The sequence below is a fragment of the Corallococcus sp. Z5C101001 genome, from assembly GCF_007352635.1.
Taxonomy (GTDB): domain Bacteria; phylum Myxococcota; class Myxococcia; order Myxococcales; family Myxococcaceae; genus Corallococcus; species Corallococcus silvisoli.
Genome location: NZ_VKLU01000003.1, coordinates 402,148 through 420,385 on the forward strand (window position 1 = coordinate 402,148; position 18,238 = coordinate 420,385).

The 18,238-nt window shown below is 70.4% G+C and carries 12 protein-coding genes; 9 read left to right on the forward strand and 3 right to left on the reverse strand.

The window, feature by feature from the left end:
* Window positions 1-195: 195 nt before the first annotated feature.
* The 5 genes from FOF48_RS07715 to FOF48_RS07735 all read left to right on the forward strand — a co-directional run bounded on the left by FOF48_RS07715 (window position 196) and on the right by FOF48_RS07735 (window position 7,832).
* Window positions 196-2,679 carry a S8 family serine peptidase gene (locus tag FOF48_RS07715; RefSeq protein WP_143899519.1) on the forward strand — a complete coding sequence of 828 codons (2,484 nt, stop codon included), beginning with the start codon at window positions 196-198 and terminating at the stop codon, window positions 2,677-2,679.
* Window positions 2,680-2,758: 79 nt separating this feature from the next.
* Complete coding sequence (locus FOF48_RS07720) at window positions 2,759-3,784, forward strand: VWA domain-containing protein (protein WP_143899520.1); 1,026 nt, start codon at window positions 2,759-2,761, stop codon at window positions 3,782-3,784.
* A gap of 120 nt (window positions 3,785-3,904) precedes the next feature.
* Window positions 3,905-6,403 carry a hypothetical protein gene (locus tag FOF48_RS07725; protein ID WP_143899521.1) on the forward strand — a complete coding sequence of 833 codons (2,499 nt, stop codon included), beginning with the start codon at window positions 3,905-3,907 and terminating at the stop codon, window positions 6,401-6,403.
* A gap of 41 nt (window positions 6,404-6,444) precedes the next feature.
* A complete protein-coding gene (locus FOF48_RS07730; protein ID WP_143899522.1) occupies window positions 6,445-6,888 on the forward strand; it encodes a putative immunity protein in 444 nt (147 codons plus the stop codon).
* Window positions 6,889-6,953: 65 nt separating this feature from the next.
* Window positions 6,954-7,832, forward strand: coding sequence for a hypothetical protein (locus tag FOF48_RS07735; RefSeq protein ID WP_143899523.1), 879 nt, complete (start codon window positions 6,954-6,956; stop codon window positions 7,830-7,832).
* A 40-nt stretch (window positions 7,833-7,872) separates the two neighbouring features.
* Here FOF48_RS07735 and FOF48_RS07740 read toward each other — a convergent pair whose 3' ends face one another.
* Window positions 7,873-8,517 (reverse strand): hypothetical protein, encoded by a 645-nt coding sequence (locus FOF48_RS07740; protein ID WP_143899524.1) that lies wholly within the window; start codon window positions 8,515-8,517, stop codon window positions 7,873-7,875.
* A gap of 145 nt (window positions 8,518-8,662) precedes the next feature.
* On the opposite strand from FOF48_RS07740, the gene tam reads away from it, so the two are divergent.
* The 4 genes from tam to FOF48_RS07760 all read left to right on the forward strand — a co-directional run bounded on the left by tam (window position 8,663) and on the right by FOF48_RS07760 (window position 15,919).
* Entirely contained in the window at window positions 8,663-9,433 is a 771-nt protein-coding gene (gene tam, locus FOF48_RS07745) for a trans-aconitate 2-methyltransferase (protein ID WP_143899525.1), read from the forward strand.
* Window positions 9,434-9,611: 178 nt separating this feature from the next.
* Window positions 9,612-11,579: a LodA/GoxA family CTQ-dependent oxidase gene (locus FOF48_RS07750; RefSeq protein ID WP_143899526.1), complete on the forward strand. Its 1,968-nt coding sequence runs from the start codon at window positions 9,612-9,614 to the stop codon at window positions 11,577-11,579.
* A complete protein-coding gene (locus FOF48_RS07755; RefSeq protein WP_143899527.1) occupies window positions 11,576-12,706 on the forward strand; it encodes a tryptophan 7-halogenase in 1,131 nt (376 codons plus the stop codon). The genes FOF48_RS07750 and FOF48_RS07755 overlap by 4 nt, the downstream gene beginning before the upstream one ends.
* 36 nt (window positions 12,707-12,742) lie before the next feature.
* Complete coding sequence (locus FOF48_RS07760) at window positions 12,743-15,919, forward strand: hypothetical protein (RefSeq protein WP_143899528.1); 3,177 nt, start codon at window positions 12,743-12,745, stop codon at window positions 15,917-15,919.
* Between the two features lie 17 nt (window positions 15,920-15,936).
* Here FOF48_RS07760 and FOF48_RS07765 read toward each other — a convergent pair whose 3' ends face one another.
* Window positions 15,937-17,496: an alpha/beta hydrolase gene (locus FOF48_RS07765; protein WP_255442000.1), complete on the reverse strand. Its 1,560-nt coding sequence runs from the start codon at window positions 17,494-17,496 to the stop codon at window positions 15,937-15,939.
* A 67-nt stretch (window positions 17,497-17,563) separates the two neighbouring features.
* Window positions 17,564-18,118, reverse strand: coding sequence for a hypothetical protein (locus FOF48_RS07770; RefSeq protein WP_143899529.1), 555 nt, complete (start codon window positions 18,116-18,118; stop codon window positions 17,564-17,566).
* Window positions 18,119-18,238: the final 120 nt, after the last annotated feature.

Consider the following 18,238-nt stretch of genomic DNA (forward strand, 5'->3'; position numbering starts at 1 on the left):
GCACATTGACATGGAGTGAAAAAGAGATTTACAAATATTACAGACCTTCATCGATTCGAGCGTCTTTCATCAGGTGGTCGCGGAGCCTCACACGGTCCTTGAGAGGATTCGTGGGTGGAGCCGATGTCGTGGTGCGGCGGGGGAGCGCGTCGAGGGCGGGCGCGAGCACTAAGCCATCCTGAAGGAACACCCATCATGCGAGAGTCTTTGTCCCGGCGTGCGCCGTCGTCGCGCCCCTTGTCTGCCTTCACCCTGGGCTGTGCCCTGGCGCTCCCCTGGAGCGCCCTGGCCGCCCCGCCAGCCCGGGGAACCCCACCCGCCGCGAACGTGAATGTTTCAGGATTGTCACCCGCGCGGCTCGTCGTGGAGAAGGCGCCAGGCCTCGCGGCCGGTGGCAGACAGTCCTCGCTGGTCACCGCGTCTGGCTTTACCTTCCACCGCACGGAGCGCCCCGTCTCCTCGCTGCGCACCGTCGCCGTGCCGGACCCGGCCGTCCAGCTCCACGTGTGGCGGGAGCAGCAACCGGATGGCACGCGCCGCGACTACATGGCCTATACGCGCGGCGGCACGGAGCTGCTCGGGCGCGTGCGTGACACTGAATACATGGTGCGGCTGGAGGACGCCCGGTTCGACCCGCTCCAGGGAGGACAATCCCTGACAGGCAACCTGCTCGCCGCGGACGCGGACAACACCTTGCACCTGGTGCAGTTCCTGGGCACGCCGCTGCCCTCGTTCCGCGAGGCCATCGAGCGCGAAGGCGGCAAGGTGTTGCGCTTCCTCACCGACCACACCTTCATCGTGGAGATGGCGGGTGACACGTCCAAGCGCGTGGCGGAGCTGCCGTACGTGCGGTGGGTGGGCCCCTACCATCCCGAGTACCGGCTGGAGCGCGCCCTGCGGGATGCGCTGCTGGGCCGCTCCGCGCGGCTGCCGGAGACGCAGCGCTACTCCCTGATGGTCGGGGAGCGGGGCGCCGCGCGGCAGGACGCACTGGCGCGGCGCGTGCGCGCCCTGGGCGGCACGGTGGACCTGGTGGAGCCGGGCGGCCTGCGCCTCGAGGCGACCCTCACCCAGGAGCAGCTCGCGCGGGTGGTGCGCGCCAACGAGGTGCAGTTCATCGACCGCTGGGGCGGCCCCGGCGAGGTGGACATGGACATCGTCCGGGAGCTGGGCGGCGCCAACGCCCTCCAGGCGCTCAAGGGCTGGACGGGCCAGGGCGTGCGCGGCGAGGTCTTCGACACCGAGCTGCGCACCACCCACCAGGAGTGGCCCACGACGCCCATCATCCACAGCACCGGCACGTCGTCCGGGCAGCTCCACGGCACCAGCTGCTACAGCAACAACTTCGCCCGGGGCGTGGACCCGGCCGCGCGCGGGATGATCCCCAGCGGCCAGGGCATCTTCTTCCTCTACAGCGAGTCCACCCAGTTCGGCGGCACGAAGTCGCGCTACACCATCAACCAGGAGCTCACCAACGCGGGCGGGCCCTACCGCGCCGTGTTCCAGACCTCCAGCGTGGGCAGCGCGCTGACGACGTCGTACACGACGCTCTCCGCGGAGGTGGACGACTACCTCTTCCAGTCCCCCATCCTCAGCACCCAATCCCAGAGCAACGCGGGCAGCCGCCAGTCCCGCCCGCAGGCCTGGGCGAAGAACATCGTCTCCGTGGGCGCCTTCCAGCACCTCAACACCCTGTCGCGCGCGGATGACCGCTGGGGGTCCAGCGGCAGCATCGGGCCCGCGGCCGACGGCCGCATCAAGCCGGACCTGTCTTTCTTCTACGACTCCATCCACTCCGCGGACGGCTCGGGCGACGCCAGCTACACGGAGTTTGGAGGCACCAGCTCCGCCACCCCGCAGACCGCGGGCCACTTCGGACTGCTGTTCCAGATGTGGCACCAGGGCGTGTGGGCCGGGCACGGCGGCAAGCTGGATGTCTTCACCAGCCGCCCGCAGATGGCCACCGCCAAGGCGCTGATGATCAACCACGCCTGGCGCTACAACTGGCTCGCGGGCGGCGCCAACGGGGACATCGACCGCTTCAAGCAGGGCTGGGGCACCTCCGACGTGAAGCGCCTGCTGGACCGCGCCCCCGTCACCAGCATCATCGACGAGACGGACGTCGTGGGCCCGCTGGGCGTCAAGAGCTACAGCGTGAAGGTCGCCACCGGCCAGACGGAGCTGAACGTCACGCTGGCCTACACGGACCCCATGGGCACGGTGGGCGCCGCCCAGGCGCGCATCAATGACCTGTCCCTGCGGGTGACCGCGCCCAACGGCACCGTGTACTGGGGCAACAACGGCCTGACCGCGGGCAATGTCTCCACGCCGGGCGGGACGTCCAACAAGGTCGACACCGTGGAGAACGTCTTCCTCCAGAACCCCGCGGCCGGCCTGTGGAAGGTGGAGGTGCTGGGCGACGAGGTCATCCAGGACAACCACCTGGAGACGCCCGCGGTGGACGCGGACTTCGGCCTGGTGGTGAACGGCGGCGTCATTCTCGTGGGGGATGTCTCCGGCAATGGCTGCATCAACGAGGAGGACCTGAACCTCGTCACCGCCGCCTTCGGACAGACCGTGCCCCCCGGCAACCCCGCGTACGACCTGGACGGCAGCGGGCGCATCGACATCTTCGACCGCAACATCATCCTCCAGAACTACGGCAAGGGCTGCCCCTAGTCCCCGGGCGCGGCCCCAGCAGTGTCTTCGCGGTACCGCTGAAGGTTGTTCATTCCCCTGACTCCCAGGAGGTTGTCTCATGCGCATTGAATCGAAGCGTCGTTTCCTGTCCCAGGCCGCCGTGGCGCTCGCGTGTGTGGGCGGGCTGTGCTCCAGCGCCGCCCTCGCCGACGAGCACGTCCTCATCCTGCTCGACAGGACGGGCAGCATGGGCGCGACGTCCGTCCCCGGCCTCACCCGCCTGGAGGTCGCCAAGGCCCGCATCGACGGCTATCTGCAGATCATCCCCAGCGTGACGACGAAGTATGCGTTCTGGACCTTCGACAACACCGGGCCCACGCAGGTCTTCAACTTCGCCGACAACAAGACCCCGGCGCAGATCAGCGCGGCCGTCAACGCGGTGACGCTGGGCGGGAACACGCCGCTGGCGGGCTCCATCTGCCAGGCGGTGGACGCGCTCATCAACTACCTGCCCAACCAGCTGCACACCAAGCGCATCTACCTGGTGACGGACGGCGATGAGAACGCCACGCCCAACCTGAACGAGTGCTATGGCCCCTACAGCGTCGGCGTCTGGCCGTCCCTGGACTCCGGGAGCTGGCAGGCCAAGGTCCGCAACAAGGCGTGCACGGGCAGCGCCAGCTCCGCGGGCCCCTGCGGCGTCTTCCCCCCTCCGTACCCGGCGGGCCTCACGCTGATCGCCGACATCGACTTCCTCTTCACGGACAACATCCCGTTCCAGGGCGACTACGAGGGGCGCGAGCTGGATGACGCGCAGAAGACCGTGGCGGTCCCCTACCGCGCCGCCGCCAGCGCCGTGAGCGAGGTGTCCTTCTTCAACGGACTGGCCACGGCCACCCATGGTCGCTACCAGAGCATCACCCAGGCGACGCCTTCCTCCCAGGCCACGCCGCTCCCCGGTGACGCGAACCTGGACGGCTGCGTGAACGTGGCGGACCGCACGAAGGTGCTGTCCGAGTACGGCCAGAAGGTCAACCCGGCGGGCACGGGCTCTGACTTCAACCGCAACGGCGTCGTCGACACCGGCGACTACCAGACCGTGCTGAACAACTTCGGCCGCGGCTGCACCACGCTGCGCGAGTAGCGGTCGTTCGCACCGTGACGCCGGGCGCGGACGCCCCTTTGCGCGCCCGGCGGTTCACGCGTCTTCACCTGCCGCCCGCGGAAGGTCCCATCCCGGGACCGGAGCTCCCGCCCGGACGGCATGGCCTCATCGGGACGGGAGCAGGGCCAACGCCCGGAGGGTGCGTACATGGTGGCGTCCGCGGGGTCGAGTCTCCGGGTCTTCTTGCTGGCGGTGCTGCTCACGGCGTGCTCGGACGGGACCTCTCCAGAGGCGCCTCCGGACGCGGGGCTCCCGGACGCAAGCGTCGGGGACGCCGGCACCGACGATGGCGGCACGCCGCCCCCTGATGGCGGCCCCGGGGAAGACGCGGGCACGTGCGTCGACGACGACCCTTGCACCGCGGAGCACCGCGACCCGACCGGCCAGTGCGTGTTCCCCCCCGCGCCGGATGGGACGGCCTGCGACGACCACGACATCTGCACCACGCAGGACCAATGCCTCGGCGGCGTGTGCGGGGGCACCCCCACCACGAGCACCCCGGCGACCCACGGCACGGCGTGGAGCCATGGGCCGGCCCCGGCGGAGCGCTCCACCACGCCCCTGGAGGGCCTGGCCGAGTTCGTGGCGGACGACCTCATCCTCTTCGGCGACCGGCTGGGCGGCAGCGGCCTGTCGGTGTCGCTGGTGCGCGTGACGCCGGACGGCCTGCGGCGGCTGGACCAACGGGCCCTGGACATCCGCGTCGACCGCTTCTTCGGCGCGTCCGACTGGTCCGACCGGCTGCTCACCTTCTTCGTGCCCCTGGGGCCGGACCGCGTCCTCGTCGTCGGGACCCGGCAACGGCTGGAGCTGCTGGGGCTGGAAGGCGACCGCCTCACGACGCTGGCCCAGCTGCCGCTGCACCCGAGCAGCAACAGCCTCCTGGCGGGCGCTGGCAAGGGCGACCACTTCTGGCTGTGCAACGGCGCCACGGTGACGGCCTTCCGCATCGACCCCGGCAACGTGCTGGCGCCGGACGACTCGCACAACCTGCAACTGCCCGGCACCTGCAACTCGATGTCCCTGTCGCCGGATGGCGGCACGCTGTGGGTCGGGACGACGCGGGGGTTGGTGCCGGTGGACGTGTCCAGGCCCGGGGAGCCCGCGCTCAGGCCCACCCTGCTCGGGACGCTGTCCCTGTTCAATGCACGGGGCGACAGCACGTACGTCGTGGCGCACGAGCTGCTCCGCTACGGGCAGATGGGCCGCATGCTGGTGTACCGACTGGCGGACCTGACCGGCACCACGACCCCCACGCCGGTGAAGTCCTTCCTGCCCGTGGAGGAGATGACCCGCTGGGAGCGTCCCGTGGGCTTCGTCCTGCTCCAGAACGACCTGCTGGTGGAGTGGGTCCGGCTCAACGGCGCCACCCGCTCCTACGTCGTGGAGCGGCACGCGTTGAGCGCCGGAGGCGTGTCGTCCCCGGTGGCCACCCTGGCCCTTCGCGAGAGCGAGGAGGTGGGGCTGAACATCTCGCCGTTCCTGCTCGCGGGCCGGGGACAGCACGCCGTGCTCCAGCCCTGGCGGCGCGTGGTGGCGCTGGAGGGCGCGGACGCGCTGGGCTTCCGGACGGGCCTCCATCACGGCTCCTTCGAGCGCGTGCAGGCGGCTCCGGATGGCTCCGTCCTGGCGGTGGGGCCCTTTGGTTCGCACCGCGTGGACCCACGCGCCCCGGACGGTCCCGCGCTCCTCGCTGGGGGCACCACGCTTCCGGCCGACACCCAGCGGCTGCGGGTGGCGCCCGCGCGGCCGGGCGCCCACGTCCGGGAGCTGCTCACCCTGCCCGCGGCGGGCGCCAACGTGCACCAGGAGGCAGGCACCGCGGTGGTGAGCTGCCTGCGGACCTCCGCGGACGGGCTCCTGGAGCCGGACGGCCAGGTGCGCGTCGCCGGAGGGCCGGCCGTGCTGACCTCCGCGAAGGGGCAGCTCTTCCAGGCCGCGCCCATCACCGGGGGAGGCTTCACGCTGCGGCGCTTCTCGCTGGACCTGGCCTGCGCGGGGCAGGTCCTCGCGCCAGCCTCCGAGCAGGTCGTCACGGTGGAGCCAGCCTCGTCGCAGACGCGCAAGGGCTACGCGCTCGCGGTGGATGAGGCCCGCGCGGAGCTGCTGCTCGGAGAGATGCACTATGTCTCGCCGGACAAGCCCTCCCGCATCCCGCTGCTCTGGCGCTCCTGGGCGGACGGCGCCGGGGCCGCCACCGGCGAGCTGTCCGGGAGCACGGATCAATTCACGGCCATGGCGCTCGCGGCGGGCCGGGCGCTGGTCATCGAGAACGGCCGGGAGGTCTACGTGCTCGAGCGCGACGGCACCCGCATCGTGACCCGGGCCCACGTCAGCCTCGCGGAGCGGGCGGCGCCCGTGGATGTCTCCCGCATCCTCGCCTTCGACGGGGCGGTGGCCTACCTGGCCATCTCCACGGTCCCGGCCGGGGTGCTCGCGCTGCGCGCGGATGACCTCTCCGAGCTCGGGCGCTACCCGACGCCCAGCCCTGTCCGCTCGCTGGCCTTCTCGGACCCGTGGCTCATCCTGGGCATGAACGAGGCGATGATGGTGGCCACCCCCACCTGCCCCGCCGCCCCCGTGCCGCGCGCCCGCTAGAGTCCAAAGAGTCCGAGCCAGCCCCCTGGCGAAGAAGGAACATGAAGCCCGACACCGCCGACCACAGGGCCCTGGCCCACTGGGCCGCTGACTGCGCCGAGCACGTGCTCCCACTCTTCGAGCGGACGTTCCCGGAGGACCACCGCCCGCGGAGGGCCATCGAGGCCGCTCGGGCCTGGGAGCGGGGGGAGCTGGTGATGGGCGAAGCGCGCGCCGCCGCCTTCGCCGCGCATGCCGCCGCCCGCGACGCCAGCGCCCACGCCGCCGCGTGTGCCGCGGCGCGCGCCGCGGGCCACGCCGCCGCCACCGCCCACGTCGCCTCGCACGCCCCCCACGCGGCCACCTACGCGGCCACCGCCGCGGCCCTCGGCCTGAGCGAAGCCCACGGCGCCGCCGAAGCCACCACCCGGGAGCGGGCCTGGCAACGCCAGCAGCTCCCGGAGCACCTCCAGTCCGTGGCCCTCCCCATCCGCGGCAACCCCTGAGCCCTCCACGCACGGCCGGGCACCCGCGTTGACAACCCAGGTCAAATCAGTATTTCAATTTTAAAATGAAAATCACGAAGACAATGCTCGGCCTGATGCTGATGGCCCCCGTCGCCTGTGGTGGAGAGGCGTCCGACGCGGACAGCGCCCCGGGGAGCGACGTCGGCTCCACCCGGCAGGCGGCGTTCTCCGGCGTGAACGGCACGGTGTGCGAGGAGAGCCCGTACAACTGCAAGCTGCGGCCCTCCGGTGGCAACCGCGTGCAGACCAACGATCCGGATGACGACGACTCCTGGGGCATCCAGACGGGAGTGCCCATCCGCGACGGCAACGGCACGGTGGTGGGCACGTCCACCCGGACCCGCTCCCTCTTCAATTACGGCCAGACGCGCACCTTCGCCGGGGAGCTGCATGCCTTCGCGACGTCGACGTCCAACTCGAGCGCGGGCTGGCTCCCCATGTCGGCCATCCAGGGCCTCACGTCCTTCGAGGAGAAGGTCGGGCACGTCTCCGCGCTGAGCTCGGGGCTGGCGAAGATGGCGTGCTACGCCGTGCGGAACTCGCACGACACGACGCTCGAAGCCAAGAAGGTGGTCTACGACACCACGTCGTCCAACGAGCGGGCGGGCGACTACCTCCCGCTCGTGAGGGCCAATGGCTTGCGCTCGGCCAACCTCACCTTCAACGTGCCGGGCTTCGGCCTGGGCGGCGTGGCGGTGGATCACTTCCCCGCGGGCACGAAGTTCCAGCGGCTGGACGTGCCGACGAACTCCGGCGCGCCCTCCATCGACATTCCGCTCTGGGTGCTGGACAGCGCGGGGCGCTACCGCCAGCAGTCGGGAACGATGAAGTTCATCTACGGCTACGTCATCGCCGCCACCAGCACCCGCCGCAACGGGTGGATGGCCTACGACGCGCTCGAGGTCAGCTCCGGCTGCCCCTGAGCCCGTCAGGGGCACGGCGACGCACGGGAGGCTCGCGCCCTCAGCGAGCCTTCGCCTTGGCGAGCGAGTGGACGACGAACTTGGAGTCGACGTACTCAATCGTCCCCAGCTTCTTCCCGTAGACGCTCTCCGGCTCCTCGACGCTGGCCGTGATGGTGATGACCCGGCCCTTGCGCGGCAGTTGCAGGGCCAGGACGGACCCCGCCCAATCCCTGACGGTCTTCTCCGTCAGGCCCTTCTTGCCCTTCGGGGCGATGAGGCCCGCATCCCGGTAGAGCTGGACGGCCTCCTCGAGGCCGAGCGGCAAGGCCATGTTGTCGGCCCGCAGGCCCTCCGCATCACACTTGAAGACAGCGATGTGGTCCACGGACGCGCCTGAACCCACCACCACCAGGTGGTAGCCCGTCGGGTTCTTGAACAAGGCGGCCTCGTAGGTCTCGAAGAACTCGGAGCTCTCCAGGGTCGCATAGCCATTCGGCACGTCGCGAATCTTCAGGGACTCGGAGATGAACTGCGGGGTGATGGGGTCACCGGACTCCCGCCGCAGCTCCAGCACGCCCCCTTCCTTGTAGCGCTCGAACACGTGGCGGAGCGCGGTCTCGATGTTGGTGGTGGCGCAGTTGGCATTGCTCGCGGGAGCAGCCGAGGCCAGGGCCAGGATGAGCGAGGCTTTCAAGAGAATCACGGGGGCTCCTTGCATCGGAGGGGCGGACGACGCACGCACTCTACGCGAAGAAAGCCTCTCTCCCGCCAGCGAGGGGGGGGCCCTGCCTCCGCGGTCCCGGAGGGACCTGGGCCGGGTGCGGTAGAATCGCCCCCAAGGAGAGCCCATGGACTGGTCCGCGGCGCAGTACACCCGATTCGAAGAGGAGCGCAACCGCCCCATCCGCGACCTGCTCGCGCGAATTCCCACGGCGAACGTGGAGCGCGCGGCGGACATCGGCTGCGGCCCCGGCAACTCCACGGAGCTGCTTCGCGCCCGCTTCCCCCAGGCCGCCATCACGGGCATGGACAGCTCCACGGACATGATCGCGGCGGCGCGCAAGCGCCTGCCGGACGTCCGGTTCGACGTCGGCGATATCGCCACCTGGCCAGACCCCGGCCCCTACGACGTCATCCTGGCCAACGCGGTGCTTCAATGGGTCCCAGACCACTCCACCCTGCTGCCAGCGCTCCTCGGCAAGCTGGCGGCGGGAGGAAGCCTCGCCGTGCAGATGCCCGACAACCTGGAGGAGCCAGCGCACCGGCTGATGCGGGAGACCGCCAGCGCGGGCCCCTGGGCGGACAGGCTTTCCAATGCCTCGGCCGCGCGAACGGCGCGGCTGGGCGCCGACTGGTATTTCCAGACGTTGCGCGAGGCCGGCGCCACGGTGGACGTCTGGCGCACGACCTACTTCCACCCGCTGGAGGGAGGCGCCGCCGCGGTGGTGGAGTGGTTCAAGGGCTCCGGGCTCCGGCCCTTCCTCGAACCGCTCGACGCCGAGGAGAAGACGGCCTTCCTCGCCCGCTACCAGACCGAGGTCGCCCGGGCCCACCCCGCCCTGCCTGACGGCACCGTGCTGTTGCCCTTCCCCCGGCTCTTCTTCATCGCGACGCGCTAGCAGGCCGCGCCCCAAAGGCTGACACGTCAGGCCAAGCCCCCTGGCATGTCAGCCCAAAGCCAGACGTGTCAGGGATGGAGCGAGCGCCGCTCAAGCTCGCGGACTTCCTCAATCCCTGTCCTCCCCCGAAAGGCACCTGAATTGCAGAACTCCCAACCAATACCGGAGGAGCGCTGCAATGGGGACGAGCTACAAGATCCACCCGGCGGTCGGGGTGGCCCGTGTCGGGGACAGCGACGACTACTACCTGGGGCCCGAGACGGCGAAGGGCCTGCCGCAGGAGCGAACGGGCGGGAACGTGACCCGCTTCCGGGACGCCCAGGGCGGCATCCGCCGGCAGGCGGCCCGGTTCCAGATCCACACCTTCGACCCCAGCAACCCCACCGCGCCGGGCAAGCGGGTCCAGCCGGGCGTGGATGGCGTGGTGGACATCGAGTGGACGGTCCACGTCGCGAACAAGAAGGCGGCCTGGTACGAATTCCAGCAGCAGCAGGGCGCGGACGGCACCTACGACGCCGCGCACCCGCTGCGCAATCCACGCACGAAGGATGAGGCCGGGCGCAAGGCGCTCATCATCGACCCCGGGCCGCGCACCGTGGCGTGCCGGGGCAGCAACCAGCACCCGCTGCACGCGGACTTCGCCCCGAGCGATCCCCAGGGCAAGGGCTATCCCCAGACCTTCCCCGCGCCGGGCCTCCTCCCGGACAACAACGACATCACCACGCTGGGGAGCGCCATCGCGGACGACCAGGGCTACCTCTACACGCTGGGAGGCCACGGCCGCTCCGGCACGACGTCGGTGTGGGACCTGTCCACGGGGTTGATTGACGGCACCCTGAAGAACGACGCGACGCTCACCGACCCGCAGCGCAAGCGCATCAACGAGCTGCGGCCCATGGCGGACCAGTGCTACCCGACCCAGGCCGCGCTCCGGGCGGCCATGGTGGCGGAGCTGGCCAAGGACACGTCCAACAGCCCCGCGGACATCCAGCAGACCGCCGATTCCATGCAGGCGCTGGCCTACATGCAGCCGCGGCTGGACACCTACGCGAACAACAACTTCTGGTGGGACGACGTCTCCGACGGGCCCGTCACCGCGACGGTCATCCTGACGGGGGGCACGCGGGTGAACGTGGAGTTCCCGGCGTGGATGGTGGTGGCGCCTCCGGCCTATGCGCCGCAGCTGCTCAACATGATCACGCTGTACGACACGCTCTACGACACCTTCGTCACCCAGCGCGACATGGAGCCGGAGCTGTGCAAGGGCGGCACGTTCAACGACGCCTACAAGCCGAACTTCCAGGCGGACATCCTGCCCATCCTCCAGCGTCCGTCCGACTACCGCTGGGTCGCGCGCATCAACGATCAAGGCATCGACGCGCATGGCGCCCTGCCGAGCCCGGACGCGAGCAACCACAACTTCATGAAGTACGTGCGCGACCCCCAGTCCTTCAATGACTACCCGGGCCGCATGCCGAAGATGGCGGGCGACAACCCCATCACGGACGCCACCCCGCGGAACTTCCTCACCCTCACGCGGACGCAGTACTTCTTCCTCAGCCAGTTCAGCAAGGGCCACTTCGACAACACCCCGAGCACCGCCACGCCGACCCCGGGCCAGTTGCTGGACCGGGGGGTGTTGGAGAACTGCGTGGGCGGGCCCTTCTGCCCGGGCATCGAGATGACCTGGATCGCCCGCGACGCGAACTTCTTCATGGAGCCGTTCCGCTTCAAGCACCGCGAGGTGACGGGCCCCGGCCTGCGATGGAACACCAACCCCCATGATGGCCAGGGCCTGGAGCCGGGAGACGCCACCAAGTACATGGCCCTGCCCTGGCAGGCGGACTTCAACGAGTGCTCCAACCAGGTCGTGCAGAGCACGTCCCTCTGGTGGTGGCCCTCGCAGCGGCCCTACGAGGTCAACTACCTGGACCGCGGCGGCGAATGGCAGCAGGGCTACTGGACGCGCCCGTCCGACATCAACTTCGACAAGGACGAGGAGATGGTGGCCAAGTGGAAGGGCCTGGGCTTCATCCTCGCGCGAGCGAACGCGCGGCCCGCGGACCAGGGCCCCTCCAGCGCGGCGGATCCCGCGCCGCTGTTCATCGAGGTGGAGCGCAAGCTGCCGGACGGTGGAATGTCGTGAGCGGCGCCCACTGCGACGTCGCCGTCCTCGGGGGAGGGCCGGCTGGCGCGGGACTGGCGCTCGCCCTGTGTGCCCGGACGCCGCTGTCCGTCACGCTGGTGGAGCGCGCGGCCCACGACACGGCTCGCGTGGGGGAGACCCTGCCGCCGCACGCGAGGCGGCCCCTGGTGAAGCTGGGGGCGTGGGAGTCCTTCGTCCGGGACGGACACCTGCCCTCACGCGGCACGGCGTCCTGCTGGGGCTCCGCCACCGTGGGCTACCACGACACGCTGATGTCGCCCCTGGGGCCCGCCTGGCACCTGGACCGCGCCCGCTTCGACGCGGGCCTGCGCGCCCAGGTCGCGGAGCGCGGCGGCGGCGTGCGCACCGGCACCAGCCTGTCGGGATGCGAGGCCTTGGGCGCGTGGGGCTACCGGCTGCACCTGTCCCACCCGGTGGAGGGCCCCTCCACGCTGGAGGCGCGCTTCGTCGTGGACGCGACGGGCTGGAAGGCGGCCTTCGCCACGGCCCAGGGCGCGCGGCGACGGGTGGTGGACCGCTGCTTCGCCCTGTACGGAGACTTCCACCTGAGGGCCGGCGCGGCCTTCAGCACACAGGCGCTGGTGGAGGCGTGCCCGGAGGGGTGGTGGTACTCCGCGCTGCTGCCCGGCGGGCACGTCGTCGTCGCGCTGGTGGGGGACGGGGAGTCGCTGCGCGGCGTGCGCCCGCGCGACCCGGCCCCCTGGCTGTCATTGCTGGCGCGCACCACCGCCACCCGCGAGCGGCTGGAGGCGTGTGAGTTCACCGGCGAACCGCCACGGGCGGTGCCCGCCCCCGTGGGAGTCCTGACCCCTGTCCATGCGGCGCACTGGCTGGCGGTGGGGGACGCGGCGTGCACGTATGATCCGCTGTCCTCCCAGGGCATCACGAAGGCGCTCGACGCCGCGCTGCCGGCCACCGAGGCCCTGGATCAGCACCTGCGCGGCCGCCCGAACGCGCTCGCGGCCTACGAGGCCCAGGTGCGGCGGGGCTTCGTGGAGCACCTGCGGACGCGGGACCACTACTACCGCGAGGAGCGGCGGTGGCCCGATGCCCCCTTCTGGCGCAACCGGCGCGAGTCCCTGGCCTCCGCCGCCCTGGCCGCGTGACGGCCGCCCCTCCTTCACCCCAACCGGGATGGATCCATGCAGACACGACGTCGAAATCTCCTGCTCACGCTGGGAGGCGTGAGCGCCCTGACCGCCGCGGTGGCGCTGGTCGGGTACCGAGCAACCTCGGGAGTCCCCTCGCCGCCGCCCACGAGCGAGGCCACGGGCTCCGGCGCACAGGTGCAGGTCACCTCGGCGCCCACCCCGGGGACCGTGCCGCCGCCCTACCCCGTCTTTCCCCACGGCGACACGCTGACCCAGCCGCTGGACGAGAACGACGCGCAGGCGCAGCGGTTCCTGGCCTTCTACGCCAGGCAGGGCGGCGTGAGCTTCCCGTCGCTGACCAAGGGCGGGCTCAAGGCTTTGCCCAACAGGACCCTGGACATCGCGCACAACGGCTTGAACCTGGGGAGTCAGAAGTTCAACTCCTCGCTGGTGTGCCAGTCCTGCCATGACACGGACTGGCTGGCCAACAGCGACCTCACCCCGCCCGCGGGCTCCCCCTCCACCTACAAGGCCCTGCCCACCATGGCCTTCTGGCAGATGCCCGGCGTGGACCGGCGCTGGAGCGACAAGACCCCGCCGTCCTACCTGGACCCCACCGCGCCCCCGCCGCTCGCCGCCAACTGGTCGCCCTTCGGCGACTGGAGCGCGTCCGTGAAGGCCCTGGCCGGCCGCGATCCCATCTTCCTCGCGCAGGTGGAGACGACGCGGAAGCTGTCGCCCCATCAGCCCGACACGGTGGACAACCTCTGCCTGCGCTGCCATTCGCCGCTGGCCCAGCGCCAGGCGCAGAGCGCCCACCGGCTCTTCACGCACGACCTGCTCTACTCCACGCCGGACAACTCCCAGCAGGACCCCGAGCGCGCGGTGTTGGGCGCCCTGGGGCGCGACGGGGTGTCGTGCAGCGCGTGTCACTCCCTGGCGCCCGACAGCGGGCAGCCCTGGAACGGCACGGACTACACGGCCTTCTACGGCGCCACCCGCCAGACGATCTTCGGCGACAACGTGTCGGCCCGCCTCACGGAGCCGGGGGACGACGTCCTGCCGCCCCCCTTCCCCTTCACGTCGTCCATGAACCTGCGCCCGGGCGCCATCGTGGGTCCGGACACGAAGCTGAACAAGCAGCCCATGGCCGCCGCGGGCCTCAGCCTGGAGACGGCCGCCACGGTGGGGGGACACAGCTACCTGCGCGACTCCATGGTCTGCGGCGCCTGCCACACCGTCGTCCTGCCCAAGGTGCCCACGAACTACCGCGCGTCGATGCCCCTCGCGGAGGCGGAGGGCCACGGCGCCTATGTGCGGCCCACGAGCTGCCCCAAGGGCCAGACGACCTTCAGCCCCAGCGCCGACTTCCTGACCGACCCCTGCGTGGAGCTGGCCTATGAGCAGACCACCTACTTCGAATGGCTCAACAGCGGCTACGCCCAGTCCACGTCCACCTGCATGACGTGCCACATGCAGATCACCTCGCCCGACTCGCCCTATGACGGCCCCGTGAAGGTGGCGCAGCAGAACAGCGCCCTGGCGGCCTTCTATCGCGACAACCAGACCTTGCCGCCCCGCCAGTACAACCGCCACACGCTGCTGGGCATCAACCTGTTCGTCCACGAGATGTTCCAGCAGTTCCCGGACGTGCTGGGCCTGGACTTCTATGCGCGGCCGGACTCGCGCGTGCCGCCGTTCCTCCAGAGCCCGGAGATCCTCGCGCGCACGCCCAACCTCGTCACCAACCCGGGCGCGGAGGATGGCCCCAAGGCGGACCTGACGGTCGACGGCTGGGTGCCGGACCCCGGCACGTCCGTCACGGTGGTGGCGCAGCTCCAGGGGTTGTCCAAGCAGACCATCCAGCCCAGCCATGGCGCGCAGTTCTTCCAGCTGGGCGGCGGCGCTTCGCTCACCGTCGACGTGTCCGCGTACCAGGCGCTCATCGACAAGGCCGCGGGCGCGGCGACGGTCCTGTGGGGCGCCACGGTCTACTGCGACGGCGTCGTGCCCTGCGGCACGCTGGCGCTGCAGCAGAAGGGCTCCCAGGGGACATGGGCGGCCACGGCGGGTTCCCTCCCCATGCCGGCCAGCCAGCAGCGCTGGATTGCCGTCCAGGCGGCCACCCCCACCGCGATTCCCGCCGGGACGAGCGCCCTGCGCCTGGCCTTCCAGCCGGGCCGCGCGATGAGCGTGGACGACGTGTTCCTGGCGCTGAAGTTCCCGGACGGCTCGGTGGCGCCGCTGGTGGACGGCAAGCGCGACTACACCTTCGCGAAGAACCTGCTCAACGCCGAGCAGTCCATCCTGGACCTGGCGGTGAACACCGCGCAGGGGGCATTCGACCCCGAGCAGCCCGCGGTCCTCGTGTCCGTCGCCATGCCCACGCAGAGCGGCGGCATGCTCAACGTGCCCGTCACCGTCACCAGCAACGTGGGCCACAAGTTCCCCAGCGGCGCGGGCTTCCGCCGGGCGTTCCTCCAGTTCGAGGTGCGGGACGCCGCCGACAGGGTGCTGTGGGCCTCCGGGCAGCCCAACGCGCTGGGCGTCATCTGCAACGGCGTCTGCAAGCCGGATGACAGCGCGCTGCTGGCCAGCGAGTTCACCACCGACCCGTCCAAGATCCAGCCGAACCGCCAGGTCATCACCCAGCAGGACCAGGTGCAGATCTACGAACTGCGCGCGGTGGACGACTACAACCACCTCACCAGCCTGGAGCTCCAGCAGTTCCGGGACGTGAAGGACAACCGCCTGCTGCCCCAGGGGTGGATCGCCCCCGACAAGCGCAAGCCGGAGGAGATGCTGCTCGGCCTGAACCTCCAGCAGCTCGCGCGCCTCACCGCGCCGTACAGCTACGTGCTGGGGAAGAATGACACGAGCGTGTCGAGCGACCCGGACTTCACCACGTCGCCAGCGACGGGCATGGACCACGTCACCTACCAGGTGCCGCTGTCCGCGGTGAGCGGGTGGAAGAGCATCCGGGTGCGGATGAACTACCAGACCATCCCACCGCACTATCTGAACGCGCGCTTCCGGGACTCGCTGCTGGATGACCAGGGGCGGCCCACGCAGTCAGGGCCCGCGGTGCAGCGGCTCATCTACATGACCAGCCACCTGAACACGAAGACGTCGCTGACCTACAAGCCACGGGGCCAGGGCGCGCAGCAGGTGGACTTCATGGACAACTGGTCCATGGTGCTGAGCGAAGCCCAGGTGACGAAGGACTGACCCGCCAAGGCGGCAGGTCAGGGTGAGGGGGCCCCCGCGCTGGATGTCTCACCGGCCGCGGGGGCCGTGAAGGAAGGCAGGGCGAAGCGGGGCACCGGCAATGTCACCTCGTGGGGAAGCCCCGCCGTCTTGCCCGTCTTGAGGAACTCGTAGACCGCCTCCTTCGCCGCGGGCTCGCCTCGGAGCAGATAGAACGCGCCGTCATGGCCGGCGCGATGGACCAGGATGGCGCGGCCGTTCGGGAAGTACGGCAGCAGGCCGAGGGTGTTCTCGATGGGCGTCGAGGTATCCCAATCCCCGTGCACGAACACGACCGGTATCGCGCTCGGCAGAGGCTTCCTCAGCGCATCGCCCACGTCCCGGGTGGGCCAGTCCGGCGCCGACGCGATGTTCGCCTCGAAGTTCCAGGTCCCGAGCAGCTCGGTGGCCGGGTCGGTCCGCAACAGGTGCTCACGCTCGGCCGTGACTCCCAGGCTGCTGTCAATCAACGGGCCAATCAGCTTCGTCTTGCCGGCCGCGCGGTCAGCGATGACTTCGCGCGCCCAGCCCGCGTAGTGCCCGTGATAGAGCGAGAGGATGAAGGCTGGCCATTGCTCCCCCTCCTGGGTGTGTGAGTTCAGGGCGAGCTGCAGGTCCTCCGCGCCCAGGACCACGGTCTGGCCCCCTCCCGCGTCGTCGCGGACCTGGACTCGCACCGGCCCCGTCGCGAAGCGGCGGTGGAGGGTGCGCACGGCCTCCATCAGCCCGCCCGCGGGACGATAAGGCTCAAGCCCTGGGTCGCGGTCGGCGTCGTAGGCGATGCGCTGGAGCGCCGCGAAGACGTCCGAGGGCATGTCATAGCCATTGTTCAAGGGCTCCACGCCCGACAGCACCGCGCGGGCGACGATTCCCGGATGGAGCCGCATCACCGCGAGGCTCCACTGCGACCCGAAGCTGCCACCGAACAGGCTCACCTTCTGGTAGCCGAGCGCGCGCCGAAGGGCGTCCACGTCGGCGGCAAGCTCGGTGATGTCGTAGCCAGACAGGTCCTTCCCCGGGTTCTCCGCGATGGCCCTCCGCGCCAATGAGCGCATGGCCTGGGCCTCCACCTGCGCCGAGCCGGGGCGGTCCAGGAGCATGGCGTCACTCGAGGCTTCGAGCATCTCTCCCCGCCGGGTGAACCCTCGCTGCTCCAGGACGACCAGGTCTCCCACGGCACCGAAGGTCAGCCACGAGCGCAGTCGGCCCTTGCCCGCCGCGTCATCGTCGATGAGCGAGCCGAGCACGCTCAGGCCCGGACCTCCCGGGAGCCAGAACACAGGCGGAGCCCCCGTGGGGCGCGGCGCCTTGATGCGAGCGAACCCCACTCCGATGAGACGGCTCTCCGGCTTCCGCCGGTTCTCGGGCACATAGAGGGTCCCCAGCTCGTACGACACACGGGTACCGGGCTCGAGTTCGACGGCGCCGCGCTCGATGATCACCTCCCCTGGCTTGTGCTGGGCCAGGGCACCTGCCGGGAAGGCCAACGACAGACAAAGCGAGAGACACCGCCAAGACGGCTTCAGCGAGAACGCGCGCATGGGGTGAGGAGAAGGCATGAAGTCCGAGAATATTCCGGGCCTGAGGAGGCGCGAGGCCGCGCGTCCGGGCTGGAAGGCCTGTGGGCTACTCAAAACCCTTCAGAGGCTTCGAACGGTGAGGCATCGCTACGTCCAGTGGCACCTCGTTACAGAGGATGCAACCGGCGGCGTGCAGGTAGACGTGATGCAACTCACAGAGCCCGTGGTTCGGGGGGCCTTCAGGCCAGCGCCACGGCTTGGCGTTGGACGTCGGGATGGCTTCGCGGGGGAACTGCTCGACCATCTCGCGCACCTTGCCGAGCAGCGCAACGACCGGAGAGGCCGCATCCAGCGCGAAGGGAAGCCGCTCCCAGCCCTCTCGCGCCGATGCCGCGTCGAGGATCTCCAGGAGGAATCGTTTCTGCGCATCGAAGTCCTCCGCCGTCCACCCGAGCTCTGAGACATCGAAGCCCACCATGCCCAGCCCCATGACGGACTGGTCGCTCTCCGCCAGCCAGAGCGCCAACCGCAGCTCCCAAGGCGTCCGCGCGTGCGCGGTCGCCGCGAGCGTCAGGACGTCGAAGAACGTGGCCAGCAGCCCGTTGCTGGCATGGACGTAAGGGGCTCCCGGGACCCGTTCATTGGTGATGTGGTCTCCCATGTGGGCACTCCCTCTCGAGCGCAGCCGGCCCCGGCGCGGACTGGCGCCCCGGCTTTCGTGGCGGTGCACCCAATCCTGGTGCGTGAGCGAGCCGATGTCCACGACGCGTCGTCGCACGCC